This is a genomic window from Streptomyces liangshanensis, assembly GCF_011694815.1.
Classification (GTDB): Bacteria; Actinomycetota; Actinomycetes; order Streptomycetales; family Streptomycetaceae; genus Streptomyces; species Streptomyces liangshanensis.
Genome location: NZ_CP050177.1, coordinates 1399688 through 1425838 on the forward strand (window position 1 = coordinate 1399688; position 26151 = coordinate 1425838).

Annotated in this window: 25 protein-coding genes; 8 read left to right on the forward strand and 17 right to left on the reverse strand. The window is 73.2% G+C overall.

Annotated elements, in window-relative coordinates; genetic code table 11:
* Nucleotides 1-70: 70 nt before the first annotated feature.
* Complete coding sequence (locus tag HA039_RS06120; protein WP_243869206.1) at nt 71-1303, reverse strand: beta-ketoacyl-[acyl-carrier-protein] synthase family protein; 1233 nt, start codon at nt 1301-1303, stop codon at nt 71-73.
* A gap of 190 nt (nt 1304-1493) precedes the next feature.
* Between HA039_RS06120 and HA039_RS06125 the strand changes: the two genes are divergently transcribed.
* Entirely contained in the window at nt 1494-1976 is a 483-nt protein-coding gene (locus tag HA039_RS06125) for a DUF302 domain-containing protein (protein WP_167024898.1), read from the forward strand.
* Nucleotides 1977-2029: 53 nt separating this feature from the next.
* Here the strand turns inward: HA039_RS06125 and HA039_RS06130 are convergent, their stop codons facing one another.
* Together HA039_RS06130 and HA039_RS06135 are read right to left on the reverse strand one after the other, a co-directional pair.
* Nucleotides 2030-3196, reverse strand: a complete 1167-nt coding sequence (locus tag HA039_RS06130; protein WP_167024900.1) for an FAD-dependent monooxygenase — start codon at nt 3194-3196, stop codon at nt 2030-2032.
* 53 nt (nt 3197-3249) lie between these two features.
* Nucleotides 3250-3924 carry a GNAT family N-acetyltransferase gene (locus HA039_RS06135; RefSeq protein WP_167024903.1) on the reverse strand — a complete coding sequence of 225 codons (675 nt, stop codon included), beginning with the start codon at nt 3922-3924 and terminating at the stop codon, nt 3250-3252.
* Between the two features lie 153 nt (nt 3925-4077).
* On the opposite strand from HA039_RS06135, the gene HA039_RS06140 reads away from it, so the two are divergent.
* Genes HA039_RS06140 through HA039_RS06150 form a run of 3 tightly spaced genes read left to right on the forward strand, consistent with a single transcriptional unit; the run spans nt 4078 to nt 6997 of the window.
* Nucleotides 4078-5757 (forward strand): MFS transporter, encoded by a 1680-nt coding sequence (locus HA039_RS06140; RefSeq protein WP_167024906.1) that lies wholly within the window; start codon nt 4078-4080, stop codon nt 5755-5757.
* A 36-nt stretch (nt 5758-5793) separates the two neighbouring features.
* Nucleotides 5794-6288 carry a winged helix-turn-helix transcriptional regulator gene (locus HA039_RS06145; RefSeq protein ID WP_167024909.1) on the forward strand — a complete coding sequence of 165 codons (495 nt, stop codon included), beginning with the start codon at nt 5794-5796 and terminating at the stop codon, nt 6286-6288.
* 40 nt (nt 6289-6328) lie between these two features.
* Nucleotides 6329-6997, forward strand: coding sequence for a class I SAM-dependent methyltransferase (locus tag HA039_RS06150; RefSeq protein ID WP_167024912.1), 669 nt, complete (start codon nt 6329-6331; stop codon nt 6995-6997).
* Between the two features lie 48 nt (nt 6998-7045).
* Here HA039_RS06150 and HA039_RS06155 read toward each other — a convergent pair whose 3' ends face one another.
* Entirely contained in the window at nt 7046-7564 is a 519-nt protein-coding gene (locus HA039_RS06155) for a cupin domain-containing protein (RefSeq protein ID WP_167024915.1), read from the reverse strand.
* A 314-nt stretch (nt 7565-7878) separates the two neighbouring features.
* Here HA039_RS06155 and HA039_RS06160 point away from each other — a divergent pair, with 314 nt between their 5' ends.
* Complete coding sequence (locus HA039_RS06160) at nt 7879-8913, forward strand: helix-turn-helix domain-containing protein (RefSeq protein ID WP_167024918.1); 1035 nt, start codon at nt 7879-7881, stop codon at nt 8911-8913.
* Between the two features lie 34 nt (nt 8914-8947).
* On the opposite strand, the gene HA039_RS06165 is transcribed toward HA039_RS06160, so the two are convergent.
* The 7 genes from HA039_RS06165 to HA039_RS06195 form a co-directional block, all read right to left on the reverse strand.
* A complete protein-coding gene (locus tag HA039_RS06165; RefSeq protein WP_167024920.1) occupies nt 8948-10573 on the reverse strand; it encodes an MFS transporter in 1626 nt (541 codons plus the stop codon).
* A 173-nt stretch (nt 10574-10746) separates the two neighbouring features.
* Nucleotides 10747-11343 carry a hypothetical protein gene (locus HA039_RS06170; protein ID WP_167024923.1) on the reverse strand — a complete coding sequence of 199 codons (597 nt, stop codon included), beginning with the start codon at nt 11341-11343 and terminating at the stop codon, nt 10747-10749.
* Nucleotides 11340-12503, reverse strand: coding sequence for an ROK family glucokinase (locus HA039_RS06175; RefSeq protein WP_167024925.1), 1164 nt, complete (start codon nt 12501-12503; stop codon nt 11340-11342). The genes HA039_RS06170 and HA039_RS06175 overlap by 4 nt, the downstream gene beginning before the upstream one ends.
* A 291-nt stretch (nt 12504-12794) precedes the next feature.
* Complete coding sequence (locus HA039_RS06180; RefSeq protein WP_167024928.1) at nt 12795-13592, reverse strand: ATP-binding cassette domain-containing protein; 798 nt, start codon at nt 13590-13592, stop codon at nt 12795-12797.
* A complete protein-coding gene (locus HA039_RS06185) occupies nt 13589-14665 on the reverse strand; it encodes an ABC transporter permease (protein ID WP_243869209.1) in 1077 nt (358 codons plus the stop codon). Before HA039_RS06185 ends, HA039_RS06180 begins: the two co-directional genes overlap by 4 nt.
* Nucleotides 14662-15690 carry a substrate-binding domain-containing protein gene (locus HA039_RS06190; RefSeq protein ID WP_167024931.1) on the reverse strand — a complete coding sequence of 343 codons (1029 nt, stop codon included), beginning with the start codon at nt 15688-15690 and terminating at the stop codon, nt 14662-14664. Before HA039_RS06190 ends, HA039_RS06185 begins: the two co-directional genes overlap by 4 nt.
* 157 nt (nt 15691-15847) lie before the next feature.
* On the reverse strand, nt 15848-16585 hold the full coding sequence (locus HA039_RS06195; RefSeq protein ID WP_167036305.1) for a GntR family transcriptional regulator: 738 nt from the start codon (nt 16583-16585) through the stop codon (nt 15848-15850).
* Between the two features lie 153 nt (nt 16586-16738).
* On the opposite strand from HA039_RS06195, the gene HA039_RS06200 reads away from it, so the two are divergent.
* Entirely contained in the window at nt 16739-17743 is a 1005-nt protein-coding gene (locus HA039_RS06200; protein ID WP_167024934.1) for a Gfo/Idh/MocA family protein, read from the forward strand.
* A gap of 63 nt (nt 17744-17806) precedes the next feature.
* Here HA039_RS06200 and HA039_RS06205 read toward each other — a convergent pair whose 3' ends face one another.
* From HA039_RS06205 to allB, 5 genes are all read right to left on the reverse strand, one after another.
* On the reverse strand, nt 17807-18991 hold the full coding sequence (locus tag HA039_RS06205) for a cytochrome P450 family protein (RefSeq protein ID WP_167024937.1): 1185 nt from the start codon (nt 18989-18991) through the stop codon (nt 17807-17809).
* A gap of 4 nt (nt 18992-18995) precedes the next feature.
* Nucleotides 18996-19685 (reverse strand): response regulator, encoded by a 690-nt coding sequence (locus HA039_RS06210; RefSeq protein WP_167024940.1) that lies wholly within the window; start codon nt 19683-19685, stop codon nt 18996-18998.
* On the reverse strand, nt 19682-20914 hold the full coding sequence (locus tag HA039_RS06215; protein ID WP_167024943.1) for a sensor histidine kinase: 1233 nt from the start codon (nt 20912-20914) through the stop codon (nt 19682-19684). Before HA039_RS06215 ends, HA039_RS06210 begins: the two co-directional genes overlap by 4 nt.
* A 363-nt stretch (nt 20915-21277) precedes the next feature.
* Nucleotides 21278-22423 carry an allantoicase gene (gene alc / locus HA039_RS06220; RefSeq protein ID WP_167024946.1) on the reverse strand — a complete coding sequence of 382 codons (1146 nt, stop codon included), beginning with the start codon at nt 22421-22423 and terminating at the stop codon, nt 21278-21280.
* Nucleotides 22420-23769 (reverse strand): allantoinase AllB, encoded by a 1350-nt coding sequence (gene allB, locus HA039_RS06225; RefSeq protein ID WP_167024949.1) that lies wholly within the window; start codon nt 23767-23769, stop codon nt 22420-22422. Before allB ends, alc begins: the two co-directional genes overlap by 4 nt.
* Before the next feature lie 266 nt (nt 23770-24035).
* On the opposite strand from allB, the gene HA039_RS06230 reads away from it, so the two are divergent.
* Nucleotides 24036-24839 carry an IclR family transcriptional regulator gene (locus HA039_RS06230; RefSeq protein ID WP_167024951.1) on the forward strand — a complete coding sequence of 268 codons (804 nt, stop codon included), beginning with the start codon at nt 24036-24038 and terminating at the stop codon, nt 24837-24839.
* A gap of 31 nt (nt 24840-24870) precedes the next feature.
* Here the strand turns inward: HA039_RS06230 and HA039_RS06235 are convergent, their stop codons facing one another.
* On the reverse strand, nt 24871-25134 hold the full coding sequence (locus tag HA039_RS06235; protein ID WP_167036308.1) for a DUF5955 family protein: 264 nt from the start codon (nt 25132-25134) through the stop codon (nt 24871-24873).
* 344 nt (nt 25135-25478) lie between these two features.
* Here HA039_RS06235 and HA039_RS06240 point away from each other — a divergent pair, with 344 nt between their 5' ends.
* Nucleotides 25479-26135 (forward strand): nucleotidyltransferase family protein, encoded by a 657-nt coding sequence (locus HA039_RS06240; RefSeq protein WP_243869212.1) that lies wholly within the window; start codon nt 25479-25481, stop codon nt 26133-26135.
* Nucleotides 26136-26151 lie beyond the last annotated feature (16 nt).

Genomic DNA, 26151 nt, shown 5'->3' on the forward strand with positions numbered 1-26151 from the left:
TCGGCCCCTCTCGATCCCGCTCGGCCCCTCTCGATCCCGCTCGGCCCCTCTCGATCCCGCTCGGTCCCGCTCAGTCCCGCGCCGGGGGCACGAGGACCAGGCTCGCGTTGTGGCCGCCGAAGCCGAAGCTGTTGGAGAGGACGGGGCCGGGGGTCCAGCTCGTGGGCGAGCGCGGCACGTCGATGTCCAGGGCGGGGTCCTGGACGGTGAGGCCGAGGGTCGGCGGAAGGGTCCGGTGGCCGATCGTCAGGGCGACGGCCACGGCCTCGACCGCCCCGGCGGCGCCGAAGGAGTGGCCGGTGGCGCCCTTGATGCTGGTGACCGGCGGGCGCGCCGTACCGAACACCCGGCGGACCGCAAGGGCCTCGGCATGGTCGTTCAGCGTGGTCGAGGTGCCGTGGGCGTTGATGTGCGCGATGTCGTCGGGCCGCAGGCCGGCGTCCTCGATCGCGAGCCGCATGCACCGTTCCGCGCCGGAGCCGTCGGGCGCCGGGGCGGTGACGTGGTGCGCGTCGGCGGTGGAGGCGGCGCCCTCGATGGTCATCCAGACCCGCGCGCCGCGGGCGAGCGCGGCCTCCAGGGGCTCCAGCACCACGACACCGGCGGCCTCGGAGGCGGCGAGGCCGTCCCGTTCGGTGTCGAAGGGGCGCGAGACGCCGGTGGGGCTCAGCGCCCGCATGTTCGCGAAGCCCGCGACGCACGTCGGCGTGAGGCTGGAGTCGCTGCCGCCGGCGACGACGAGATCGGCGGTGCCCGCGGCGATCATCCGCGCGCCGGCCGCGATGGCGTCGGCGCCCGCCGCGCACGCGGTGGTGACCGTCGTGGCCGGCCCGCGGAGCCCGTAGCGGATGCTCAGCGCGGCCGCGGCCGCGTTCGGCATCGTCATCGGGACGACGTGCGGGGACACCTGGCGCTCCCCGCGCTCCCGCAGCACGTCGGCCTGCGCCTCCAGCGTGGCCACGCCTCCGATGCCCGTCCCCAGGGACACGGCGGCGCGTTCCGCGTCGACGCCGGTCAACAGCCGTGCGGCCGGGGCCGGTTCGCCGGCTCCGCGCGGCACGAGCAGCCCGGCGTCCTCCAGCGCCTCGTCGGCCGCGGCGACCGCCATGGACGCCGAGATGTCGGAGTTGCGCGCCTGCTTGTGCGGCATCCAGCGGCGGGGGTCGAATCCGTCGAGCCTGCGCACCCGCGCCGCTCCCGCCGGGCGGGAGAGCCCCGCCCAGAACGCGTCCACGCCGATGCCCACGGGCGAGACGACACCGATGCCTGTCACGGCGACGCGGCGGTTCATGAGCGGTTTCATCCGAGAACATCCTTACAGTTCGTCCCGTTCGGGAGCCTCGGCGCGACCGGTCACACCCTCGGGCGCCGTGGCGCCGGCCCGGCACCGGACCTGCGCGACACCCCCTGACTACCCTTTGACAAAGTCAGCCTAGCGCACTGACTATGAGGCACCATAGTCAGGTGAGCGGTACCGACAGCGAGGTAGCACCATGAGCGGAACGACAACACGGACGTTCACGATCGAGCACGTCACCGTCGTCTCGAACCGGTCGTTCGACGACACGCGTGAGGCGTTCGAACGGATCCTGGGCCGGTTCGACGAGGGCATCTTCACCCGTCTCGGCTCGGGGGACGTCGCGGGTGCGCTGGAGGCGATGGAGGCGCTCGCCCCGCTGGTCATCGCGGGCGAGCGCAACCACGGCATCCTGCTGAGGACCGTCGGCCTCGACCGGCGCGCGATCCAGTACGACTGCGGCAACGCCCTGATGGCCACCCGCATGACACGCCATCAGCTCTCCGCGTCCATGTACGCCCCGATCCGCGTGCTCCTGCGCGAGACCGACGGCGAGGTCGCCTTCGAGTACGACCGCCCCAGCACCACCTTCGGGCAGTTCGGCGACCCCGAGGTCGACAAGGTGACGCACCACCTCGACACGCTCTTCGAGGAGACGCTCCGCGAGGCGACCTCCTGAGGGGACGCCGGCGGCTCAGACGTCGTAGTGCGGCTCAGAGGCCCTGGTGCGGCTCAGACGTCGTAGTCCGTCAGCTCGAAGCGCTCCAGCGACCCGGTGGTCACCCGGTCGACCACCCCGCCGAGCAGCCGCGAGTACGCGACCCTGACGAGGAGGTCACGCGCCCGGATCCGGCGCGGCACCAGGAAGGGGCCGATGCGACGGGCCTGCGCGTGCCCCTCGGCCACGTACGGCCGCATGATCCGCTCGTACGAGGCGAAGGCGGTCGCCGGGTTGTCGGCGGCCCCGATCTCGCCTGCCAGGACGTACGCGCCCAGCAGCCCGAGTGCCGTACCCAGGCCGCCGACGCCCGCGGACCACGCCGCGTCGCCGAGCAGGACCGTACGCCCGGAGGACCAGCGGCCCAGCTCGATCAGCGCCAGCGGGCTGTGGAAGAAGTCGGGGGCCCCGGCGAGCCGGTCGAGGAACACGGCGGACTCCCAGCCCATTCCGGCGCAGTGCTCCGCCACGAAGGCCTTGAGCCGCTCCGGGTCCCGCGCGTCCCGGCCCACCGGCCCGGCCGCGAAGCCGAAGCTCGCCCACACCGTCGACTCGTCCGCCGGCTGGGTGACGAGGAGGCCGCGCCCCGGCTCGTTGTACAGGACTCCCGTACGCCGCAGGCCGAGGTGGTTGGGCGCCGTCATCCCGGCGATGTGGTAGCCGAGATGGCGGGTGAAGCGCTCCTCCTCGCCGAAGGTGATCTCCCGCACCCCGGAGTGCGTGCCGTCGGCGCCCACCACGAGGTCGAACGTGCGCGGAGCCCCCTTCGCGAAGGTGGCCCCGACTCCCCCGGTCCCCTCGGTGAGCGACGTGATGCGGTCGCCGAACACGTACTCCACGGTGTCCCGGCCCGCCTCGTACAGGATCCGGGTGAGATCGCCGCGCAGGATCTCGATCTCGCCGCTCAGGAAGGCGGACGGCAGCGTGGCGCGACGGCGGCCCGCCGCGTCCACGAAGGCGATGTCGCCCATCCCGGTCCGCCGCTCGGACACGGCGTCGAGGATGCCCATGCGCCGCAGCAGTTCGGTCTGGCTCCCCCGGAAGTCGACGGCGGCCCCGGCCTCGCGGAGCCGCGGGGCCACTTCCACGACGGTCACCGTCGCGCCGCGGCGGGCGAGCCAGTACGCGAGGGCGGGGCCGGCGACACCCGCGCCGGAGACGAGGACGCGGGGAGCCTTCACGTGTCTTCCGTTCGGGTAGGTCGGGTCGTTCGGGTGCGTCGGGCCGTACCGGCTCAGGGGGCGAGGACCAGGAGCGCGGTGCTCAGGCGGAGCCGGAATCCGAGGGACTCGTAGAGGCCGACGGCCTTCGTGTTCTCCGCGAGCACGTGCAGGAACGGGGTCTCGCCGCGCTCCTGGATCCCGGCGGCGACGGCGAGCAACAGGCGCGTCCCCAGCCCCTTCCCGCGCCACCGCGGGTCGGTGCAGACCGCGCTGATCTCCCGCCAGCCGACTATGTGCATGCGCTCCCCGGCCATGGCCACCAGTCGGCCCTCGTGGCGGACCCCGAGGTACGTGCCCATCTCGATCGTCCGGGGAAGGAAGGGTCCCGGCTTGGTGGCCTCCGCCAGGGCGAGCATCTCCGGGACGTCGTCCAGGCCGAGCCGTACCGCCTCCTCGTCGGGGGCGGCGGCGATCCCCTCCCCGGTGAACTGGAGCAGCGGGATGCGCCTCACCAACTCCCAGCCCTCCGGCGGCTCGACACCGGGATCGCCGACCGTCAGCGTCGCCCCCGGCCCGGCGAGCGCCGCGGCGTCGGCCCAGTCGGCCGCGTCGGGACGCTCCGGCAGGGCCACGAAGGGCGACATGTCGGCCGGGTAGCGCAGCGCGTTCCCCCGCCGCAGCGCGAACGGGGCCTGGGGCCCGGTCAGGGCCGAACGGATCGCGTGGTCCAGGGGATGTGACGGCATGGTGTGCGCGCCTCCGTCGGCGACAGGGCCGATGGGAATCAGCCTCCGGGGTTCACTCAGCGAACCGAATGCTACGCCAACCCCCGCCCGGCGCCGCAAGCATCCACCCACCTGACTTTCGAAGAAGAGAGTCAGACTGCTACGTTCCTGACTATGCCTACAAAAAGTCAGCAGCCCGCCGGCGGCCCGGGGTCCGGGGCCACCGCCGCCCGCCCCGCCGTTCCCGCGGGCCAGAACATCCCCCGCAGGTGGCTCGGCCTGATGGTGGTGTGCCTCGGCGTGATGATGGCGTTCGTCAACGTCACCGGCACCATCTCGGCCCTCACCCGCATCCAGGACGACCTGCACATCTCGGCCGCCACCCTCGTCTGGCTGACCAGCGCGTACAGCCTGGCCGTGGTCAGCCTGGTCATGTCCGCGGGCACCCTGAGCGACCTGATAGGACGCCGGCTGACGTTCATCCTGGGCTCCGTGGTCTTCACCCTCGGCAGCCTGATGGCCTTCGTGGCCGACAGCCCCGGCACCCTCATCGCCGCCCAGGCCGTCATGGGGCTGGGCGGGGCGGCCGTCCTGCCGTCCAGCCTCACCATCGTGACCACGACGTTCACCGATCCGCACGAGCGCACCACCGCGATCAGCGCCTGGGCGGCCTGCTCGGGCCTCGGCCTCGCGGCCGGGCCGCTGATCGCCGGTGTGCTCCTGGAGCACTTCTCGTGGCACTCCGTCTACCTCACCAATCTCCTGATCGGCGCGGCGGCGGCCGCGCTGGCCCCGTTCTTCGTGCACGAGAGCAAGCACCCGTCGCGCCGCCTCGACCTGGCCGGCGTCGTCCTCGGTACGGTGACCCTCGCCTCGGCGACGTACGCGATCATCCAGGGCGGCGCGAGCGGCTACACCGAGCCGCGGATCGTCGTCGCCTACGTGGTCTTCGCGCTCTCCGGGGCGCTGCTGGTCCGCGTGGAACTGCGGCACCACGACCCGATGCTCGACCTGCGCCTCTTCCGCAACGCCTCGTTCAGCGCGGTGATGGGGGTGGCCGCCGCGGCCATGTTCGGCTTCGTCGGGGTCGCCCTGCTCACCGTGCTCTCCATGCAGCGCGTCCAGCACCTCAGCACGCTCGGTGTCGGGGTGCGGATGCTGGTCCTCTTCGGCACCTTCGTCGCCGTCAGCGCCGTCGCCCCGCGCCTGGTGCGCAGGTTCGGGTTCACGGTGGTGCTCACCTCGGGCCTCGTGGCCATGGGCGCGGGAGCGCTCGCCCTCCTCGCGGTGGGCCCCTTCGACGGGTACGAGGCCGTGTGGCCCGGCCTGCTCGTCACGGGCGTCGGCGGCGGTCTGCTGGTCGCCCCGTCGTCCGCGGCCGCCGTCAGCAGTGTTCCCCCGCTCCAGGCCGGCATGGCCGCCTCGGCCATCAACATGGCCCGCCAGCTCGGGAACGTCCTCGGCCCCAGCGTGCTGGGCACGATCGTCACGACCCACTTCCCCGACAACCTCCACGAGCGGCTCACCGGCGCCGGCGTCCCCGCCGCCGACGCCCGGCGGATCGCGGAGGGCGCGGCGCACGGCAGCAGCGGGTCCGGGCTCCCCGCGTCCCTGGTCCACACGGTCGCCGACGCGGTGCCGCGCGCCTTCACGGACGCGGTGCACCGGGGGCTGCTCGTCGCCGGCGTCGTCGTCCTGCTCGTCGCGATCCCGTCCGCGCTCTTCGTCCGGCACCGGCTGCCGGCCGCGTCCGCTCCCGTACCCACACCCGGCCAGGACACCGCTTCCGGCGGTCCTTCCGGCAGCGAGTCCGGGGCCGGAGCCGCTGGCGGGCCGACGGCCGGGGCCAGGTGACTTTTGTCGCCCATAGTCAGTGGGTACGCTGGTCCCATGGATGACCTGTCGAAGTCCCCTGACGCACAGGCGCTCGCCAACTGCCCGGTCTCCCGGACCCTCGAAGTGGTCGGCACGCGCTCCACCCTGCTCCTCATGCGCGAGGCGTTCTTCGGGACCCGCCGGTTCCAGGACTTCACCCGGCGGGTGGGCATCGGCGAGGCCGCCACGGCGGCCCGGCTGAAGGAAATGACGGCGTACGGGCTCCTGGAGAAGATCCCCTACCAGGAGCCCGGCCAGCGCAAGCGGTACGAGTACCGGCTGACCGCGAAGGGCCAGGACCTCTTCGCCGCCATCACGTCGCTGCGCGACTGGGGCGAGACCTGGACGCCCGACGACGGGCACGGGCCCACCCCCTGGCGCTTCACGCACCAGGACTGCGGGGCGGAGGTCCACACGGTGACGCGCTGCTCGGCCGGCCACGACGTGCACGCCGGGGACTGCACCGCGGTCCGGGAACCCGAACGCGCTCTCGGCGGCCGGGTTTCCTGACCACGACCGGCCGCACCGTCGCGCGGCCTATCGTGGGCCGATGCGCGCACACCACATCGACCGCCCGGCCGATCTCGACGAGGTCCGTGAGTCCTACGACCGCGTGGCCGACAACTACGCCCACATGGTGCTGACCACGGGGATCGGCGACATCCGTACGCATCCCTGGCTCAAGGCGTCGATCGACGCCTTCGCCGACTCCGTGCGCGGGCTCGGTCCCGTCCTGGACGTCGGCTGCGGCCCCGGGACGGTGACCGGCTACCTCGCCGAACGCGGACTCGACGTCTCCGGGGTCGACCTCTCGCCCCGCATGATCGAGAACGCGCGCCGCCTGTACCCGGAGTGCCGCTTCGAGGTCTCCTCCACCACGGACCTCGACCTGGCCGAGGAGTCCCTCGGCGGGGTGCTCGGCTGGTGGTCGCTGTTCAACCTGCCGCGCGAGGTGCTGCCGCAGGTGCTCGCCATGTTCGCGCGCGCCCTGAAACCGGGCGGCCACCTCATCACCGCGACCCACGTCGGTGACGAGGACTTCCGGCGCACCGAGGCGTACGGCGGGGTGTCCGTCCGCTGGACGACCTACAAGTGGCGCCCGGAGCAGCTCGTGCGGTTGATCGAAGAGGCCGGTCTGCACCCGGTCGCGGAGCTGCGCCTGCCCGCGGACGAGCACACGGGGCCGGGTGTGGTCGTCATGGCCAGGCGCCCCGGCTGACCTCGGTCGCCCGCCGCCCGCCGCCCGCCGCCCGCTGCCCCTCACCCGTCACGGCGCGGCGGGCGGCAGTCCCGTGTCGTACTTCCGGAGCAGGCCCAGCATGCGCTCGTCGATCCGCTCCGGCCCCCACGGCTGGACCTGGACGCCGGGCAGCGGCGGGTCGCCCCCTTCGACGAAGAGGCCTTCCGCGCCGCCCGGGGTGAAGACGAAGAGCAGCTTGGCGGGCTGGATCCCGGCGTTGGTGAAGCGGTGGACGGTGCCGCGCGGGAGGTGCACGACGTCGCCGGTACGGGCGGTGAAGACGCGGTCCCCGTCGAGGAACTCCAGCTCGCCGGAGATGAGGTAGAAGGTCTCGTCGGTGGCGGCGTGGACGTGGGGCGCGGGACCGCCGCCCGGGGGCACGGTCGCCTCGATCACGCCGATCACGCCGCCGGTCTGCTCGGCGGTGAGCCGGACGCCGTAGATGTCGCCGTTGAACCAGGTGGTGGTGCCGCCCCCGGCCGGTACGTGCACCCCGCCCGTGGGCGAGCCCGTGTCGTCGGGACGGTCCTGGATGGTGAAGCTCATGGCGTGCACTCCTCGGTGACGGCCGCCGTCGGCACTTCCGCGTGGCGGGCGGCGCTCTCTGCGTACGGGGGCGGCGTTCCCACGCCGCGCACCGACCACGCTAGGAACGCGGGCCGCGCGGCGCAGTGGACCCGCGTGCCCTCTCCGGTGGACACGGGTGCCACGGGCGACGGAGGCGGGTGCCATGGACGGGGGGAGTGAGGTGCCACGGGAGGGGACAGGTGCCGGGCGCGGGGACGGGTGCTAGCGTCGGGAGGGCCAGTGCTTGAACTCTCAACCGACCGGACGGCCGGTATCGGACAGGGGGCCACGGGATGACACCGGCCACGTACCCGCCACCGGCACCGGACTCCGCGCCGGACGGCCGCACCTCTCTCGTGGACGTCTCGGTGCCCGGCCGCGCGCCCGACGCGTTCGACCTGCTGCGGCGCGGCTGGGACGACCAGGTGGGTACGACGATCCCGATACCGCCCTCCCGCCCGGTCGGCGGCGGCGACTACCGGATACGGATCCGCCACTCCGAGGTCGCCGACGCGGTGGTCGAGGACATCTACAGCGAGGCCATCGTCGGCGGCACCGGCGGCCGGTTCAACCACCTCAACGGACGCGTGGTGCTGCACGTCGTCCACGGCGGCACCTGGGACTTCACCCGCGCGGGGGGAAGGGGCGGCACGGTGGTGGCCCCGGCCGGCCGCTTCGTGGCGCGCTACAACGACCCTCCGTGGGAGTTCGGGATCGGCCCGCGCACCACGTCCCAGGTGCTGATCCTGCCCGCCGCCGAACTGCGGCCCCACCTCGGCGACGGCCACGTCGACGGCCCCACCGACGCGCCCGCGCTCCGGCTGCTCCTCGCCTACCTGGACACCCTGGACTCCGTCCTCGACTCCCTCTCCCCCGGTGGCGTGCGCGCGGCGCGCGGCGCGTTGCTGGAGCTGGCCAAGGGGGTGCTCACCGAGGGCGTCGACGGCGACGAGCCGCGCTTCGCCCACGCGCTGGTCCGCGCCGCGCGGCAACTGGCCGACGAGCGCCTGGCCGACCCGGGCCTCGCCCCGCGGGTCCTGGCGGCGGAGCTGAACATCTCCGTACGCACCCTGCACCGCGTCTTCGCCGGCGACGGCGAGTCGGTGATGGCTTACGTACGGCGGCGGCGCCTGGAGCGGGCCCTCGGCGACCTGGCGTCGTCGCCCTCCCGGTTGAGCGTCAGCGAGGCGGCGGCCCGCTGGTCGTTCTCCGACGGCAGCCACCTGATCCGCGCGTGCCGACGCGCGTACGGGCTGCCGCCGGCGGCGTACGCCCAGGAACTGCGCACCGGACAGGCGCCGCGAGCCGGGGACGGGGACAGGCCCTAGGGCGACGGCCCGTTCCCGGCGCGCCGACGGGGCGTCAGGACGGCTGCTGGGCGAAGTCCTTCGTACGGATCGTGAAGAACGCGACCACACCGGAGGCGAGGGCGATGATCCCGCCGACGAGCAGGAGCTCGTTGAGGCCCGACGTGAAGGCCGCGGCGGCGAGGTTCTCGACCGGGCCCCGGACGGCGGGCGGCAGGGTGTCGACCGTCTGGCTGACCGTGCCGGACTGGACGGCGGTCGAGAGCCGGGAGCCGATCTCGCCGGCGCCGGGAATGCCGGCAATGTGGTCGGTCACGTACGACTTGATCTTGCTGGAGAACAGGGTGCCGAGCAGCGCGATGCCGGTGGCGATGCCGATCTGGCGGAACGTCGAGTTGATGCCCGAGGCCATGCCCGCGTTCGCGGGCTGCACCACGCCGACGGCGGTCGACGCCAGCGGCGGGTTGACCAGGCCGAGGCCCGCGCCGGACATGAGCATGCCGGGGATCAGGTGCGTCCACCCGCTCGACGCGTCGAGCCCGCGCATCCACAGCAGCCCGCCGCCGATCAGCAGCAGCCCGGGCCCGATCAGGTACTTCACCGGCATCCGGGAGGAGAGCCGGCCCGACACCGTGGACATCACCAGGATGCCGACGGAGATCAGCAGCAGCCGCACGCCCGCGCCCAGGGCGCTGAACCCGAGGATGTCCTGGAGGTAGAGCACGAGGTAGAGCAGCATCGACAGCAGCGAGGCGCTGAGGCCGAAGGCCGCGACCAGACCGCCGGTGAAGGTCGGCTTCCGGAAGAGCGACAGGTCGAACATCGCCTCGGAGACACGCAGCTCGACCACCACGAACGCGGTCATGAGCACGACCGACGCCGCGAGGCACGCGATGACCGCCGGGTCGGAGAACGACTCGTGGCTGGACTGGATCAGCGCGTACACCAGGCTCGACAGGGCCGCGGTGAACAGGACGAAGCCCGGCCAGTCGGGGTGGCGGGCCGCCGGGTTCCGGGAGTCGGCGACCTTGAGCACGGTGATCACGACGGCGATCACCCCGATCGGCAGGTTGACGTAGAAGATCCACTCCCAGGACAGGCCGGTGGTCAGGAGCCCGCCGAGCAGCGGTCCGATGGCGACCGCCAGGCCGGTGATGGTGCCCCAGATCCCGAAGGCGACCCCGCGGTCCTTGCCGCGGAACGCGTCCGCGAGGAGGGCGAGCGAGACCGAGAACATGATGGAGCCGCCGATGCCCTGGAGCCCCCGGGACAGTTGCAGCATCAGCGAGCCGTTCGCGAGGCCGCACAGCAGCGACGCGAGGCTGAAGATCGTCAGGCCGATCACGTACAGCTTCTTGCGCCCGTACAGGTCGGCGAGGCTGCCCGCGGTCAGGAGCAGGGCGGCGAGCGTCAGCGAGTAGGCGTCGACGACCCACTGGAGGTCGGAGAAGCTGGCGTGCAGCGAGCGCTGGATGTCGGGCAGCGCCACGTTCACGATGGTGATGTCGAGCAGCAGCATGAACGTGCCGAGGCAGACGGCGGTCAGCGTCCACCACTTGTTCTGCGCGGGCGGGGCGTGCCCGGCCCGCGGCCGGTGGATCGGGCCGTGGCCGGAGGGGCCGGCCCGGTGGGCGGGGTGGGATCCGCCCGGTTCGGGCGCCTCGGGTTCGGCATCAGGCATGCTCACTCCTCGTCCATGGCCTGAGGGGCGTACCGGTCCCACCGACTATCTCCCCCCGGCGGCCACGGGCCGTCTTCACCGCGCGGGCCACCCGGGCGAACCTGTCCCCGGGCGCGCGGCGGCGGCGCGCGGCCCGTGTCGGGTCCGGCGCGCCGCGCGGGGGTGCGAGGAGGTCAGGGCGTGGTCGTGGAGACCACGTAGACACGGGGGAAGGCCGGGTCCGAGAGGTCGACGACGACGTCCTGGCTGGGTCTGGGGTCCTTCTGGTCGTGGCTCACGCCCGCCCAGGCGTGGCCGGGGATGTCGAAGTCCCAGCCCACCGTGCGCTGGTCTCGGGCGGAGATGGGGATGGAGCCGTCCTTGAGGGAGGAGCGGGAGACGCCCATCTCGCCCAGGAAGGTGTCGAGCCGCCCCGAGGTGACGTCGAACTGGACGTAGAGCCGGCTGGACTTCCAGTTGCTGGTCTCGTAGTAGCGCAGGCCGGTGGCGCCGCCGGGCACGGGGACCTCGTAGATGCGGCGCTTCATCTTGGAGGGGCGCAGCGGCTGGAGTCCGGTGGCGGAGGACTCCGCCTCCTTGTCCCGGCCGCTGCGGCGGCTCTGCTCGGCCGAGACCACCAGGTAGCCGGCGGGGATGCCGACGAGCAGCACGATGACGATGGCCGTCAGCCAGCGGCGGCGGTTGCGGTGGCGGCGGTCCTCCGGGGGCTTGCCGTCGTCACCGGGCCGTACGGGCTGCGGCTGCGGCACGTGCGCGGGGAGGCTGCTCATGAGGGCGGTTCCTCGGTCGGGGCCGTACGGCTGGTACGGATGGCCTGGGCGTACCGCTCGTAGCGTTCGTAGCGCTCGACGCGGCGGCGGGTGGCCCTGCGGAAGCGGCGCGCCACGAGTCTGGCGAGGTCGGCGGCGCCGACCATGCCGGCCTCCGGGCCCAGCTCGGCCTTGACGATGTGTGCCTCGGGGCGGTAGCCGCGGCCGGTGAGGTGGCGGCGGAAGGCGTCCCTGGCGGGGCCGATGAGCAGGTCGTCGGCGGCGCTGACGCCGCCGCCGATGACGAAGCAGGACGGGTCGAGGGCGGCGGCGAGGTTGGCGATGCCGACGCCGAGCCACTGGCCGATGTCCTGGAACAGCTCGATGCACATGGCGTCGCCCTCGCGGGCGAGTTCGGTGATGAGCGGGCCGGTGATCTCGTGGACGTTGCCCTTGACCCGGTCGATGATGTTGTACGCGACCGGGGAGTCGGCGACGGCCAGTTCCCTGGCCTCGCGGACGAGCGCGTTGCCGGAGCTGTACTGCTCCCAGCAGCCGCGGTTGCCGCAGGGGCAGCGGTGGCCGCCGGGCACGACCTGCATGTGGCCGAACTCGCCGGCGACGCCGTACTTGCCGCGCTTGACGCGGCCGTCCTCCAGGATCGCGCCGCCGATGCCGGTGCCGAGCGTGATCATGACGAGGTGGTCCTCGCCGCGTCCGGCGCCGAAGCGCCACTCGGCCCAGGCGGCGGTGTTGGCGTCGTTGTCGACCATCACGGGGACGGCGAGGCGTCCGGCGATCGAGTCGCGCAGGGGCTCGTCGCGCCAGGCGAGGTGCGGGGCGAAGAGGACGCGGGAGCGGTCGGCGTCGACCCAGCCGGCCGCGCCGATGCCGACGGCGTGCACGTCGTGGCGGTCGGAGAGGTCGAGGACCAGCTCCACGATGGTGTCCTCGACGACGCGGGGGCTCTTGGACTTGTCCGGGGTCTCGGTCCGGATCTTCTCCAGGATGTTGCCGTCCGGGTCGACGACCCCGGCCATCACCTTCGTACCGCCGATGTCGATGCCGACGGTCGGCACGCGGGGCGCCGTGAGGACGGAGCGGCGTTCCCTGGTGCCGACGGTCCTGAGGACCGTGCCGCGGGCGGACCCGCGGTGCGCGAAGTCGCGGTACGTGCTCATCGGCCCGGCTCCCTGGTGTCCGTCGGCTCAGGCCTGCCGTACCGAGTGCGTCCTCGGCTGATCGCTCGCACGAGTCGTGTTGTCCCTGCGGGGTCGGGGCCGGGCCCTGGCGGGCGGCGGCGGCGGACGGTGCCCGCCAAGGCCGATTCTGCCATCCGCCCTGCCCGGGGTCGCCACGGACCGGGTTTCGCGGGGTGGTACGGGCCCGGCGCGGCCCGGTCGCACGGCCGGGGCGCGGGGCCCGTACGCCTCCCGCGTCGCTCCCGTACGGCGTCGGGCGCGGCCCCGCGCTCAGTCCGCGGCCGGTCCCGGGGCGGCCGGGCGGGACAGCTCGTGGGTGAGTTCCTCCAGCTCGGAGCCCCCGGCCATCTGGCGCGTCAGCTCGTCCAGGGTGATCGAGTCCTTGGTGTGGCTGCCCGCCATGACCCCGCGCTTGAGCAGCGTGAAGCGGTCGCCGACCAGGAAGGCGTGGTGCGGGTTGTGGGTGATGAGGACCACGCCGAGGCCGGCGTCGCGCGCGGCGGCCACGTACTTCAGCACCACGCCGGACTGCTTGACCCCGAGCGCGGCGGTCGGCTCGTCCAGGACGAGGACCTTCGCGCCGAAGTGGACGGCCCGGGCGATGGCCACGCACTGGCGCTCGCCGCCCGACAGCGTGCCGATGGGCTGGTCGACGTCGCGCAGGTCGATGCCCATGCGCAGCAGCTCGGCGCGGGTGGTGGCGCGCATGAGGTCCACGTCGAGCCGCTTGAACGGGCCGCGCCCGCGGGTCGGCTCGGAGCCGAGGAAGAAGTTGCGCCACACCGGCATCAGCGGGACGACGGCGAGGTCCTGGTAGACCGTGGCGATGCCCCGGTCCAGGGCCTCGCGCGGGGACGACAGCGTGGTCCTCTCCCCGTCGATGAGGAAGTCGCCCGAGTCGTGCCGGTGCAGCCCCGAGATGATCTTGATCAGGGTGGACTTGCCCGCGCCGTTGTCGCCGAGGACGCAGCTGATGGAGCCGGCGTGGACCTCCAGCGAGACCCCTTCGAGCGCGCGGACGTTGCCGTAGTACTTGCTGACGTCGTCCAGTTCGACCAGGGCCGTCATCGTGTCGCCTCCGCACGCTTGCGCACCCAGGCGTTGAGCAGGGTGGCGAGAAGGAGCATCGCTCCGAGGAAGAACTTGAACCAGTCGGGGTTCCACTCCGCGTACACGATGCCCTTGCTGGTCATGCCGAAGATGAACGCGCCGACGGCGGAGCCGACGGCGGAGCCGTACCCGCCGGTGATCAGGCAGCCGCCGATCACGGCCGCGATGATGTAGGTCAGTTCGTTGCCGACGCCCTCGCCGGACTGCACGACGTCGAACGAGAACAGCAGGTGCTGGCCGGAGATCCAGGCGCAGAACGCCACGCCCATGTAGAGGCCGATCCGGGTCTTCGCGACGGGCACGCCGACGGCCCGCGCGGCGTCGGCGTTGCCGCCGACCGCGAAGATCCAGTTGCCGAAGCGGGTGCGCAGCAGGATCCAGGTGGCGACGGCGACGAGGGCGATCCACCAGAGGATGGTGACCTTGAACTCGGTATTGCCGACGGTCAGCTGGGAGGCGAAGAGCTTCTTCGCGGAGGAGAAGCCCTCCATGTCGCCGATGGCCTTGGTGGAGACCGTGCTGCTGATGAGCTTCGTCAGGCCGAGGTTGAGGCCGGTGAGCATCAGGAACGTGCCCAGCGTGATGATGAAGCTGGGCAGTTTGGTACGGGTGAGCATGAAGCCGTTGAAGGCGCCGAGGGCGAGGGTGACGAGCAGCGAGACGAACACGCCGACCCAGACGTTCGCCGTCATCTGGTAGCTGAACATCGAGGTGACCAGGGCGGAGCTGGTGACCATGACCCCGGCGGAGAGGTCGAACTCGCCGCCGATCATGAGGAGCGCCACCGGGACGGCCATGATCCCGATCGTGGAGGCCGCGTAGAGGACCGTGCCGAAGCTGGTCATCCGCAGGAACGAGTCCGCGACGACCGCGAAGAAGAGGAAGACGGCGAGGGCTCCGACGACGGCGCCCAGTTCGGGGCGGCCGAGGAGCTTGCGCCAGGGGGAGGTTCCGAGGAGCCGTTCGTCGGCGGGGCCCGGTCCGCCGGGTCCGCCGGGCCGGTCGTTCACGGGGGGTGCGCTGGTGGTCATCGCGTACCCCGTTTGGTGTAGCCCGCCAGTGCCCCGGCGTCCCGCTGGGTGATGATCTGCGGTCCGGTGAGGACGGGACGGCCGCCGCCGAGCACGTCGGCGTTGTAGCGGTAGAGCCAGAGCAGGTCCACGGCCTCGTACCCCTGGAGGTAGGGCTGCTGGTCGACGGCGAAGCCGAGGGTGCCGGCCTGGAGCGAGGCGGCGACGGCGGCGTTGAGGTCGAAGGTGTCGATCTCGGCCTTGCTGTCCGCGGACTTCTTCGCCTGGGCGGCGGCGTCCGCGAAGGGCGCCCCGAGGGTGACGACGGCGTCGATGGACGGGTCGGCCTGGAGCTTCGCCTCGATGGAGGCCTGGACGTCGGGCATGTTCGTGCCGTCGACGTACAGGTTGGTCATCGATCCGTCGAAGGTCTTCTTCGCCCCGGCGCAGCGCTGTTCGTGGCCGACGTTGCCCTGTTCGTGGATGACGCAGAGCGCCTTCTTCTTGCCGCGCTTGTCGAGTTCGTCGCCGACGGCCTCGCCCGCGATCGACTCGTCCTGGCCGATGTGGGCCAGCGCGCCGAAGGCCTTGGACTGCTCGGCGCCGGAGTTGACCGTGATCACGGGGATGCCGGCCTTGCGGGCCTTGGCGAGGACGTCCTTCATCGCGTCGGGCTTGGCGAGCGTGACGATCAGCCCGTCGACCTTCTTGTCGATGTACGACTGGACCTGCTGGGCCTGCTCCTGGCCCTGGTCGCTGTGCGCGTACAGGAACTTGATGTTGTCCTTCTCGGCCGCCTGCTTCGCGCCCCGCTGGACGATGTCCCAGAAGGTGTCGCCGTCCCCGGAGTGGGTGACCATGGCGACGGTCCAGTTCGGGGTGGACACGGCGGCCCGGCCCGCGGCCTGTCCCTCCGCGGAGGCCCGCGCCGCCCGCTGTTCGGCCCGCAGGCCGCCTGTGCTGCTGCAACCCGCGAGCGCCGAGGCCCCGAGTACCGCAGCCAGCACCGCGCCCACGGCGCGTACCCCTGTACCGACCTTTGCCACGACGCCGCACCCTTTCCTGACCTGTCCCTGCCGGTTCCGGCGCCCAAGTATCGGTCATGGGGCGCCGGCGGGTAACCGTCGGGTACGGAACCGGTGAAATCCAGGGGTGTGCCGGGGGCGGGCCCGGGGCGGACCCGGGGCCGACCCGGGTGCGGGCTCAGGGGCGTACGAGCAGCTGGAACTCGAAGGCGTAGCGCGACGCGCGGTAGATGTGGGAGCCGAACTCGACGGCCCGGCCGGTGTCGTCGAACGTGGTCCGCTCCATGGTGAGCAGCGGAGCCCCGGCCGGTTCGGTGAGCTGTCCCGCCTCCTCCGGGGTGGCGGCCCGCGCGCCGACGGACTGGCGGGCACTGTGCAGGGTGATGCCGCCGGAGCGCATCATCCGGTAGAGGCCGGTGGCCTCCAGGCGCGGGGTGTCGCACTCGAACATGCCGGGGGGCAGGTGGTTGCGGAGGTACGCCATGGGCTCGTCGTGCGCGTACCGCAGGCGCTCGATCAGCCGGACCTCGGCGCCCTCCGTCACGCCGAGCGCCGCCGCGATCCGGGCCGTGGCCGGTTCCAGGGTGTTGGCGAGGACGCGGGTGGCGGGGCGCTGGCCGGCCGCCTCCAGGTCGTCGAAGAGGCTGCTCAGCTCCAGCGGGCGCTTGACCTGGCTGTGGACGACCTGGGTGCCGACCCCCCGGCGGCGCACCAGCAGGCCCTTGTCGACGAGGGACTGGATGGCCTGGCGGACGGTGGGGCGGGACAGCCCGAGGCGGCCCGCCAGTTCGATCTCGTTGCCGAGGAGGCTGCCCGGAGCGAGCCTGCCCTGCTCGATGGCGCCCTCCAGCTGCTGGGACAGTTGGAAGTACAGCGGGACCGGGCTGGTGCGGTCCACGCTGAGCTGGAGCGGCAGGGTGGGCTCCGTCTCCTGCCCGGGCTGGGACGATCTCGGCTGATGGGGCACGTCGCCGAGCGTAGCCGCCGGGAATGTCGGCGGGAAGTGGTGAAGTTCGATTGTCAGGACAAATGCTTGACACGGTGAGGAGCGTGCCGCCACCTTGGGGCCATGCGCATCGGACTCATCGGCACAGGCCGCATCGGAACGTTCCACGCGGAAGTGCTCAGCCGCCATCGTGAGGTCGGGGCCCTGGTGGTCACCGACACCGACGCCGCACGGGCGTCCTTCGTCGCGGACCGGACAGGCTCCACCGCCGCTCCCTCCGTGGACGAGATCTTCGCCTGGGGCGTGGACGCCGTGGTGATCGCCTCGGCCACCTCGGCACACGCCGACCTGATCAGCAGGGCGGCGCGGGCCGGGCTGCCGGCGTTCTGCGAGAAGCCGATAGCACTCGACCTGCCGGGCACGCTGGGCGCGCTGGCGGACGTCGAGAAGGCGGGCACGGTGCTCCAGCTGGGCTTCATGCGCCGCTTCGACGCGGGGTACACCGCGGCGCGGGAGCTGGTGCGGTCGGGGAAGCTCGGCCGGCTGCACACCGTACGGGCGATCACCTCGGACCCGGCGCCGCCGCCCGCGGGCTACCTGCCGCTGTCCGGCGGGCTCTACCGCGACTGCCTGGTGCACGACTTCGACATCATGCGCTGGGTCACGGGGCGCGAGGTGGTGGAGGTGTACGCGACCGGGTCGGACGCCGGGCCCGCGATGTTCCGCGAGGCGGGCGACGTCGACACGGCCGCGGTGGTGCTCACGCTGGACGACGGGACGCTGGCCACCGCCACCGCCACCCGCTTCAACGGCGCGGGGTACGACGTGCGGATGGAGCTGGCCGGCGAGCTGGACCAGTTCGCCGTCGGCCTGGACGACCGTACGCCGATCACGTCGACCGAGCCGAAGGGGCCGCCGCGCTGCGACAACCCGTGGCCCGGGTTCCTGGAGCGGTTCGCCCCCGCGTACGAGGCGGAGCTCGACGCCTTCATCCAGGTCGTCAACGGGGACCTGGAGAATCCGTGCGACGGCCTCCAGGCGCTGCAGGCGCTGCGGATCGCGGAGGCGTGCGAGCGCTCGCGCCGCGAGCACCGGCCGGTCGCGCTGGCGGAGATCCCGGGCGCCTGAGGGCGCGCGGGGCGCCCCGGGGCCGGTGCGTCGGTACGGCCCGGCGGGGCGCGCGTTCTCAGCTCACCAGCGCACGGGGAGCCCGCGGGTGCCGCGGATCAGCCGTCCCGGCAGCCAGTCGTACGGCCCCGCCCCGGGGTCGAGTGCCAGGTCCGGGCAGCGTTCCAGCAGGGAGCGCACGGCGATCCGGCCCTCCAGCCGGGCGAGCGGGGCTCCCAGGCAGAAGTGGATGCCGTGGCCGAAGGCGAGGTGGCCGCCGCCCCGGCCCGGCGTCCTGGACCTGCGGATGTCGAACGCGTCCGGGGCGGTGAAGCGGGCCGGGTCGCGGTCGGCCGCGGCCAGGGCGATCAGGACCATGTCGCCGGGCGGGACCACCACGTCCCCGTACGCGACCGGTTCCCGGGCGAACCGCCTGGTGCTGGTCTCCACCGGGCCGTCGTAGCGGAGCATCTCCTCGATCGCCCCGTCGAGGAGCGAGAAGTCGGCGCGTAGCGCGGCGAGTTGGCCGGGGTGGTCGAGCAGGGCCCGTACCCCGTTGGAGATGAGGTTGACGGTCGTCTCGTGCCCGGCGATCAGCAGGACGAAGGCCATGGCCCGCAACTCGGCGGTGGAGAGCCGGTCGTCGTCCTCGGCGTTGGTGCGCAGGAGCGCGGAGAGCAGGTCGTCGCCGGGGTGCGCGGCCCGCTTGTCCTCGATGAGGTGGTCGAGGTACTTGCCCAGTTCCTCGACCGGTTCGAGTACGTCCTCCGGCCGGCGGGGCGCGACGATGTCGTTGGTCCAGGCGCGGAACGTGTCGCGGTCCTCGTACGGCACACCGAGCAGTTCGCAGATGACGGTGATGGGCAGCGGGAAGGCCAACGCGTCGACCAGGTCGGCCCGTCCGGTGTCCGGCAGCGCGTCGAGCAGGTCGTCGGTGATCCGCTGGACGCGCGGGCGCAGGCTCTCGACGCGGCGGGCGGTGAACTCCCTGGCGATCAGCTTCCGCAACCGGGTGTGGTCGGGCGGGTCGACGGTCAGCATGTTGGGGCCCAGCAGTTCGTCGGGCAGCCCGCCGACGGCGTTGGACTTGGAGAGCCGGGGGTCGGCGAGCGCGGCGCGGCCCTCCTCGTACCCGACGACGAGCCAGAACCGCTGGCCCGTTTCGTCCCGTACCTCGTGAACGGGCCCCGCCTCGCGGAGCTTCGCGTAGAACGGGTAGGGATCGCTGATGAAGTCCGGTCCGTAGTCGTCCAGTTCGATGACAGCCATCACGTCACCGTACGTCACCGCCCGGGCCGCCTCCGTCGCCGGTGGCCGGATCCGCGTCGTGCACCAACAGCGCGATCTGCACCCGGTTGTTGAGCCCCAGCTTGGCCAGGACGCGCGACACGTGCGCCTTCACCGTCGGCACGCTCATGTAGAGGTCGGCGGCGATCTCCGCGTTGGACCTGCCCCGGCCGACGGCGTACGCGACCTCCCGCTCCCGCTCGGCGAGGGAGGCGAGCCGGCCGGCCGCGCCACGCCGCCGGGTGTCCGGGGAGGTGCCCGCCACGTGGGTCATCAACTGGCGCGTAACCGCCGGTGACAGGACCGGGTCGCCCGCCGCGACGCGCCGTACGGCGGCCACGATCCGGTCGGGCGGGGTGTCCTTGAGGACAAACCCGGCGGCGCCCGCGCGCAGCGCCCGCAGCACCTGTTCGTCGGCGTGGAAGGTGGTCAGGACGAGCACCTCGGGGGCGCCGGGGCGGGAGCGCAGCGCCTCGGTGGCGGTCAGCCCGTCCATGGCGGGCATGCGGATGTCCATCAGGACCACGTCGGGGGCGCACCGCTCGACGAGCGGGGCGACCTGGGTGCCGTCGGCGGCCTCCCCCACGATCTCGATGTCCTCGGCGCCGCCGAGCATGAAGGTCAGTCCCGCGCGGACGAGGGGGTCGTCGTCGACGATGAGCAGGCGGATGGTCATGCGGCCCACGGTAGCCAGGCGCGGAGGGCGAAACCGCCGTCTCCCGTGGGTCCGTGGTCGAAGCGGCCGCCGGCCAGGGCGGCCCGTTCGGTCAGCCCGATGAGCCCCTGGCCCGAGCCGGGGACGCGCGGGACCTCCCCGGAGGGCGCCGCGTTGCGCACCTCCACGGTGAGCCCGTCGCCCGGGCCGCCGCTCACCGCGACGGTGGCCTCGGTGCCCGGCGCGTGCTTGCGGGCGTTGGTGAGGCCCTCCTGCGCGATGCGGTAGGCGGTACGGCCGGTGGCGGCGGGTACGGCGGACACGTCGGCGACCCCGCTGTCGAGCGTGACCTTCATGCCGGCCGCGCGGGACTCGGCGACCAGCTCGTCCAGGGTGACGAGGGTGGGCTGCGGGCGGTCGCCGTCGTCGCCGGGGGCCCGGAGCACGCCGATGATCATCCGGAGGTCCTGCAACGCCTCGTGGGCGCTGTCCCTGATCACCCCGGCGGCCCTGGCGACCTCGGGCGCGGGCGCGTCCGGCCGGAATTCGAGGGCGCCGGCGTGGACGCTGAGCAGGGAGAGCCGGTGGGCGAGCACGTCGTGCATCTCGCGGGCGATGGACTCGCGGGCGAGGCGCTGCGCCTGTTCGGCGCGCAGGTCGGCCTCGGCCTCGGCGCGTACGGCGCGTTCGCGCAGCGCGGCGACGAGTTGGCGCCTGGCGCGTACGAGCAGGCCCCAGCCGACCGCCAGCAGGACCAGGAGGACCGTGGCGATCAGGGACGTGAGGAAGGACGTCGTGGGGTCGGGCCGGACGACGGACTGCACGGTCCCGGTCACGAGCGACAGCAGGGCGACGACGGCGACGGGGCGGAACGGGCGGTGCACGGCCACGCCGAACAGGCTCGCCAGCGCGGCGCCGCTGGCGACGGGCTCGACGGTGCTGAGCAGGGCGAGGGTGACCGCGAGGCCCACCGGCCAGCGGCGCCGGGTCCACAGGGCGCAGCAGGCGAGGGCGCCGAGCATCACGTCGAGGAAGACGACGCCGTCGGCGTTGCCCGCCACCTGGCTCGCGTCGGTGGCGAGCATGCCGAAGCCGGCGGCGGCGAGGAAGACCAGGGTGTCGACGACCCAGTCCCGGACGGTGCGGGGTGTGCCCCGGCGGACCGTTTCCGGGTCGGCCGTCTCGGAGTCGGCCGTCTCGGAGTCGACCATCTCCGCGGGGAGCAGCCAGGGGTAGTCCGTGCGCGTCATACCGACCAATCTAGGGAGGCCGGAGGGGGTGCGGGGCCTGGTCGGGCGCGCCCGCTACCAAAGTCACGCCCGCGCCTACTTCGGGCGCGCGCGCCGGGCCTTTTTGTCCTCAATCGCCGGACGGGCTTGATTGTGCCCCCTGCGGGCCGGGTGCACTGGCGCGGGTCGTCGCCGGGGGTCGGGTCCGAACAACCCGGCCCGCCCCGGCCTTTCAAGCCCGTCCGGCGATTGAGGACATCTTTGACCCGCACGGTCATCGAGCCCGAGCATCATCCAGCCCGTCCGGCGCTTGAGGACATCGGTGAGCCGCGCCCGCGCTACGGGTCGACGCGCAAGCCAAGCCCGTCCGGCGATTGAGGACGTCTAGGGGGTCAGGTTGTGGTGGTGGGTTTTCAGGTGGGTGGTGGCCTCCTCGGTGAGGGAGCCGTAGAGGCGTAGTCGGGAGATGCCGCCGTCGGGGAAGATGTCCACGCGCGCGTGGGTCGCCACGACGGTCGCGTCCAGGACGAAGCGGTGGTTCGTGTCCGGCTGGAGGCGCGTCCGCGGCAGGACCTCGGTCCAGGCGTCCGGCTCGGCCGACTCCGCGTCCCGTACCGACAGCGCGGCCCACCCGGCCGCATTCCCCTTCAGGTACGCCGTGTCGATCTCGACCGCCCGGACCCCACCCCTCCCCACCAGCCGGTAGCGGATCCAGTCGTGGCCCAGGTCCCGGCGCCGCCGCGTCTCCCAGCCGTCGTCCATCTGCCGGGAGCGCCCGGGGTGCACGGTGTGCTCGGGCGGGGAGTAGAAGCGGTCGGAGGCGTCCTCGACGACACCGCCGTTCTCCAGCGCGACGAGGTCGACCGTACCGAGCGCGGCCAGCCACGCCGGGTCGGGCGCGACCTCGCCGTACACGCGCAACCGGGCGACCCCGCCGTCGGGGTGCTGGTTGAGGCGCAGGTGGGTGAAGCGCTGTCCGGCGTCGACCACGAAGCCGTTCGCGGCGTGCCCGCCGACGGGGGTGCGGGGTACGAGCGTGGTCCACTTCACCGTGTCGGCGAGGAGGTCCTCGGGCGACGGGGAGCCGGGCAGCGAGGTCGCCTCGACGGAGACCGCCTGGGGGTGGTTGCCGCGGAAGTGGGCGGTGTCGACCACGACGCCGTGGACGACGCCGGGCGCGCCGAGCCGGATCAGCGCCCAGTCGTGGTCGTCCTCGGCGGGGTGCGGCCGGCCGGCGTCGGTACCGCGCCGGCGCCGGGTCTCCCAGCCGTCCATGATCTTGCCCTTGTGCCCGAACCGCTCGGGGTCGAAGACGGCCGGCCCGGGCACGAGCAGGTTCTCGCGCTCGGCGAAGAACTCGTCGTTGGCGGCGACGACCCCGGCGCCCAGCCGCCGGTCGGCGAGGTCGACCAGGTGCGTGAAGGGGAAGGGCGCGGCGCGGTAGTCGGCGTAGGGGTCGCCGCCGCCGTACGGGCGGGCGGCGCCGGTGAAGGAGGGCGGGGGTGCCGGGGGCGGAGGTGCCTGGGTCACGGTCGGTCGTTCCTCTCGATCAGTCGGCCGGCGGGCTCGGTGAGGGTGCCCTCGTGGGCGATACGGGTGCCTCGCAGCCAGGTCGACCGCACGACGCCGTGCAGGGTCCTGCCCGCGTACGCCGTGACCGGGTTGCGGTGCTGGAGGGCGGCGGGGTCGACGGTGAAGGTCGCGTCGGGCGCGAGGACCACGAGGTCGGCGTCGCGGCCCGCCTCGACGGCGCCCTTCCCGGCGAGCCCGGCGAGCGCGGCGGGCCCGGTGGACATCCAGCGGGCGACGTCCGCGAGGGTGTGGCCGCGGCGGCGGGCCTCGGTCCAGACGGCCGGGAGCCCGAGCTGGAGCGAGGAGATGCCGCCCCACGCGGTGGCGAAGTCGGGGGTCTTGAGGTCGGTGGTGCAGGGCGAGTGGTCGGAGACGACGCAGTCGATGGTGCCGTCGGCGAGCCCCTGCCAGAGCGCGTCCTGGTTCGCCGCCTCCCTGATGGGCGGGCAGCACTTGAACTCCGTGGCCCCGTCCGGGACTTCCTCGGCCGTGAGGGTGAGGAAGTGCGGGCAGGTCTCGGCGGTGATGCGGACGCCCTCGCGCTGGGCGGCCGCGATCAGCGGCAGGGCGTCCGACGACGACAGGTGCAGGACGTGCACCCGCGCGTCGAGCCGTTTCGCCTCCGCGATCAGCAGGCCGACCGCCGCGTTCTCGGCGGCGCGCGGGCGGGAGGCGAGGAAGCCCGCGTAGTCGCCGCCGCCCCGCTGAGGCGCGGCGGCCAGGGCGTGCGGGTCCTCGGCGTGCACGATCAGCAGGCCGCCGAAGCCGGTGATCTCGGTGAGCGCGCGGCGCAGCTGTTCGCGGTCCAGTTCGGGGAACTCGTCCACGCCGGACGGCGACAGGAAGCACTTGAAGCCGAAGACCCCGGCGTCGTACAGCGGCCGCAGGTCCTTGACGTTGCCGGGGATCGCGCCGCCCCAGAAGCCGGTGTCGACGTGCGTCCGCGGCCGCGCCACGTCCTGTTTGACGCGCAGGTGCGCGGCCGTGGTGGTGGGCGGCAGGGAGTTGAGCGGCATGTCGAGCAGGGTGGTGATCCCGCCGGCCGCGGCGGCGCGGGTCGCGGTGCGGAAGCCTTCCCAGGCGGTACGGCCCGGGTCGTTCACGTGGACGTGGGTGTCGACCAGGCCGGGCAGGACCACGTCGTCCCCGGCGTCCTCCAGCCGCGCGCCGGGCGGCACGCCGGTGTCGTACGGGAGGACGGCCGCGATCCTGCCGTCGGCGGCGGTCACGGCGACCGAGGCGGGGCGGATGCCCTCCGGGGTGACGACGCGCGTCGAGCGCAGGACCAGGCTCACTTCGGACATCGGTGCCCCTCGTTTCCCCACCGCGCGTTCCCGCCGCTGGAATTCAACGAACTGTTGAAGGAGTCTTCCCCTCGCGCCGGGCCCCGTCAAGACCGGCCCGCCGGGGCGCGGGCCCTCGCGCCGGGTTGGGCCTTTTCCGTGAAGCGGAATCCACTTTCCGTCAGACAGAAGGTATCGTTGCTGTCATACAGCACGAAAAGATCACCCCGGGCCCGGCCCGGTAGGCTGCGTGCCTGCCCACCCGCCCGCCCCGAAAGGACCGTGCCGTGCCGTCGTCCAGCGCCAGCACCACCGACGCCGCAAAAACCCCCGCCAGCGGCGGCGTCCAGTCCCTGGAGCGCGCCTTCGACCTGCTCGAACGGATGGCGGACGCGGGCGGCGAGGTCGGGCTGAGCGAGCTGTCGGCCAGCAGCGGGCTGCCGCTGCCCACCATCCACCGCCTCATGCGCACGCTGGTGGCCTGCGGTTACGTACGCCAGCAGTCGAACCGGCGGTACGCGCTCGGCCCCCGCCTGATCCGCCTCGGCGAGTCGTCGGCGCGGCTGCTCGGCACCTGGGCGCGGCCCTACCTGGCCCGGCTGGTCGAGGAGACCGGCGAGACCGCGAACATGGCGCTGCTGGACGGCGACGAGATCGTGTATGTCGCGCAGGTCCCGTCCAAGCACTCCATGCGGATGTTCACGGAGGTGGGCCGGCGGGTCCTGCCGCACTCGACCGGGGTGGGCAAGGCGCTGCTCGCGCACACCCCGCCGGAGGAGGTGCGCGCCCTGCTCGCGAGGACGGGCATGCCCGCGGCCACCGAGAAGACGATCACGACGGCCGAGGGCTTCCTCGCCGCGCTGGAGACGGTACGGGGCGCCGGGTACGCCGTCGACGACAACGAGCAGGAGATGGGGGTCCGCTGCGTCGCGGTCTCCGTCCCCGACTCCCCGACGGCGGCGGCCATTTCGATCTCGGGCCCGGCGGGCCGGGTGACGGAGGCGGTCACCGAGCGGATCGTCCCGGTGCTCCAGGAGGTCGCCCGGGACCTGTCCGTGGCGCTGGCGAGCACGACACCGCAGCAGGGCTGACGGAGTCCGGCGGGTCCGGGTCCGGGTTCGCTCAGCGGGGGCGGGGCTCGTACCCGAAGAGGTCCACGGCCGCCCGTACCGCCAGCAGCGGGGAGGTGAGCGCGCTCACCGACCCGATCGAGCCGACGATCAGCAGCAGCGAGCGGCGCATGCGGGGCACCTCGGGCGCACCGCCCGCCGCCATCGCGGCGAGCGCGGCAAGCTCGTCCTCGGCGATCGCCCGGTCCCGGAACTCCGCCGGATAGGCGGCCAGTTCGCGCCGCAGCCGCGACACGGCGGCCCGCAGCTCGACCACACCGGAGTCGTCACGCGTGAGCGCACCGGGCTCGTCGCGCCGGCCGGGCTCTTCCCGCGGTACGACGCCGGGCTCCTCGCGCAGCCCACCCCGTACCTGGATGTCCGTCACCCGCGTCTGCCCCGCACTGCGCAGCACAGCGATCCCCCCTCGCCCTGGCACGGCAGCCCGCGCCGATGTGTTCCTGCCTCCCGCGGCGATGGTCAAGCGCCAAGGTTCGCAGGCAAGTTAACGTCATCCCGCGCGGTATGCGCCACTCCGCGGACCGAATCCGGTGGGAATGCGAAAGGATTTCCTGCGAACCCCATATGCGGCCACACCCCTGGATGAGGTATCCAGGGCATATGACCGCCGCACCGTACGAACGGAACCCCTTCCGTACCCCCGGCGCCCGCCCCCGCGTGGCCGGACTGCTGCTCGCCGCCGGCGGGGGACGGCGGCTCGGCGGGCGCCCCAAGGCGCTGCTCGCCCACCGGGGCGCCCTCCTGGTCGAGCACGCGGCGGGCGTCCTGCACGCCGGGGGCTGCGATCCGGTGCACGTGGTGCTCGGCGCGGCCGCCGAGGAGGTGCGCCGCCGCGCGGAGCTGCCGGGGTCCGTCCTGGTCGACAACCGGGGGTGGGCCGACGGCATGGGCTCCTCGCTGCGCGCCGGGCTGACCTCGCTGGCCGCCACCGACGCCCGGGCCGTCCTGGTGCTGCTCGTGGACCAGCCGGGGATCGGGGCGGAGGCGGTGGCCCGGGTCGTGGCCGCGTGCCGTTCGGCCGAGGCGCCCGCCGACGCGCTCGTGTCGGCCGCGTACGACGGGCGGCGCGGGCATCCCGTGGTGTTCGGCGCGCACCGCTGGGTGGAGATCGCGGCGGATGCCCGGGGCGATCGCGGGGCACGCGCGTACCTGACGGCGCGCGAGGACGACATCACCCTGGTCGAGTGCGGGGATGTCGCGCGGGCGTTCGACATCGACACGGAGGAGGATCTGCGGCACCTGGAGCCGCCCGCGTAGAAGGGGCGCGGAGGAA

Coding starts and splice junctions, on each gene's coding strand:
- HA039_RS06120 (WP_243869206.1), bottom strand. CDS start 1,303: ATGAAACCGCTCATGAACCGCCGCGTCGCCGTGACAGGCATCGGTGTC.
- HA039_RS06125 (WP_167024898.1), top strand. CDS start 1,494: ATGAGCGGAACGACAACACGGACGTTCACGATCGAGCACGTCACCGTC.
- HA039_RS06135 (WP_167024903.1), bottom strand. CDS start 3,924: ATGCCGTCACATCCCCTGGACCACGCGATCCGTTCGGCCCTGACCGGG.
- HA039_RS06140 (WP_167024906.1), top strand. CDS start 4,078: ATGCCTACAAAAAGTCAGCAGCCCGCCGGCGGCCCGGGGTCCGGGGCC.
- HA039_RS06145 (WP_167024909.1), top strand. CDS start 5,794: ATGGATGACCTGTCGAAGTCCCCTGACGCACAGGCGCTCGCCAACTGC.
- HA039_RS06150 (WP_167024912.1), top strand. CDS start 6,329: ATGCGCGCACACCACATCGACCGCCCGGCCGATCTCGACGAGGTCCGT.
- HA039_RS06155 (WP_167024915.1), bottom strand. CDS start 7,564: ATGAGCTTCACCATCCAGGACCGTCCCGACGACACGGGCTCGCCCACG.
- HA039_RS06160 (WP_167024918.1), top strand. CDS start 7,879: ATGACACCGGCCACGTACCCGCCACCGGCACCGGACTCCGCGCCGGAC.
- HA039_RS06165 (WP_167024920.1), bottom strand. CDS start 10,573: ATGCCTGATGCCGAACCCGAGGCGCCCGAACCGGGCGGATCCCACCCC.
- HA039_RS06170 (WP_167024923.1), bottom strand. CDS start 11,343: ATGAGCAGCCTCCCCGCGCACGTGCCGCAGCCGCAGCCCGTACGGCCC.
- HA039_RS06175 (WP_167024925.1), bottom strand. CDS start 12,503: ATGAGCACGTACCGCGACTTCGCGCACCGCGGGTCCGCCCGCGGCACG.
- HA039_RS06180 (WP_167024928.1), bottom strand. CDS start 13,592: ATGACGGCCCTGGTCGAACTGGACGACGTCAGCAAGTACTACGGCAAC.
- HA039_RS06185 (WP_243869209.1), bottom strand. CDS start 14,665: ATGACCACCAGCGCACCCCCCGTGAACGACCGGCCCGGCGGACCCGGC.
- HA039_RS06200 (WP_167024934.1), top strand. CDS start 16,739: ATGCGCATCGGACTCATCGGCACAGGCCGCATCGGAACGTTCCACGCG.
- HA039_RS06205 (WP_167024937.1), bottom strand. CDS start 18,991: ATGGCTGTCATCGAACTGGACGACTACGGACCGGACTTCATCAGCGAT.
- HA039_RS06210 (WP_167024940.1), bottom strand. CDS start 19,685: ATGACCATCCGCCTGCTCATCGTCGACGACGACCCCCTCGTCCGCGCG.
- HA039_RS06215 (WP_167024943.1), bottom strand. CDS start 20,914: ATGACGCGCACGGACTACCCCTGGCTGCTCCCCGCGGAGATGGTCGAC.
- allB (WP_167024949.1), bottom strand. CDS start 23,769: ATGTCCGAAGTGAGCCTGGTCCTGCGCTCGACGCGCGTCGTCACCCCG.
- HA039_RS06240 (WP_243869212.1), top strand. CDS start 25,479: ATGACCGCCGCACCGTACGAACGGAACCCCTTCCGTACCCCCGGCGCC.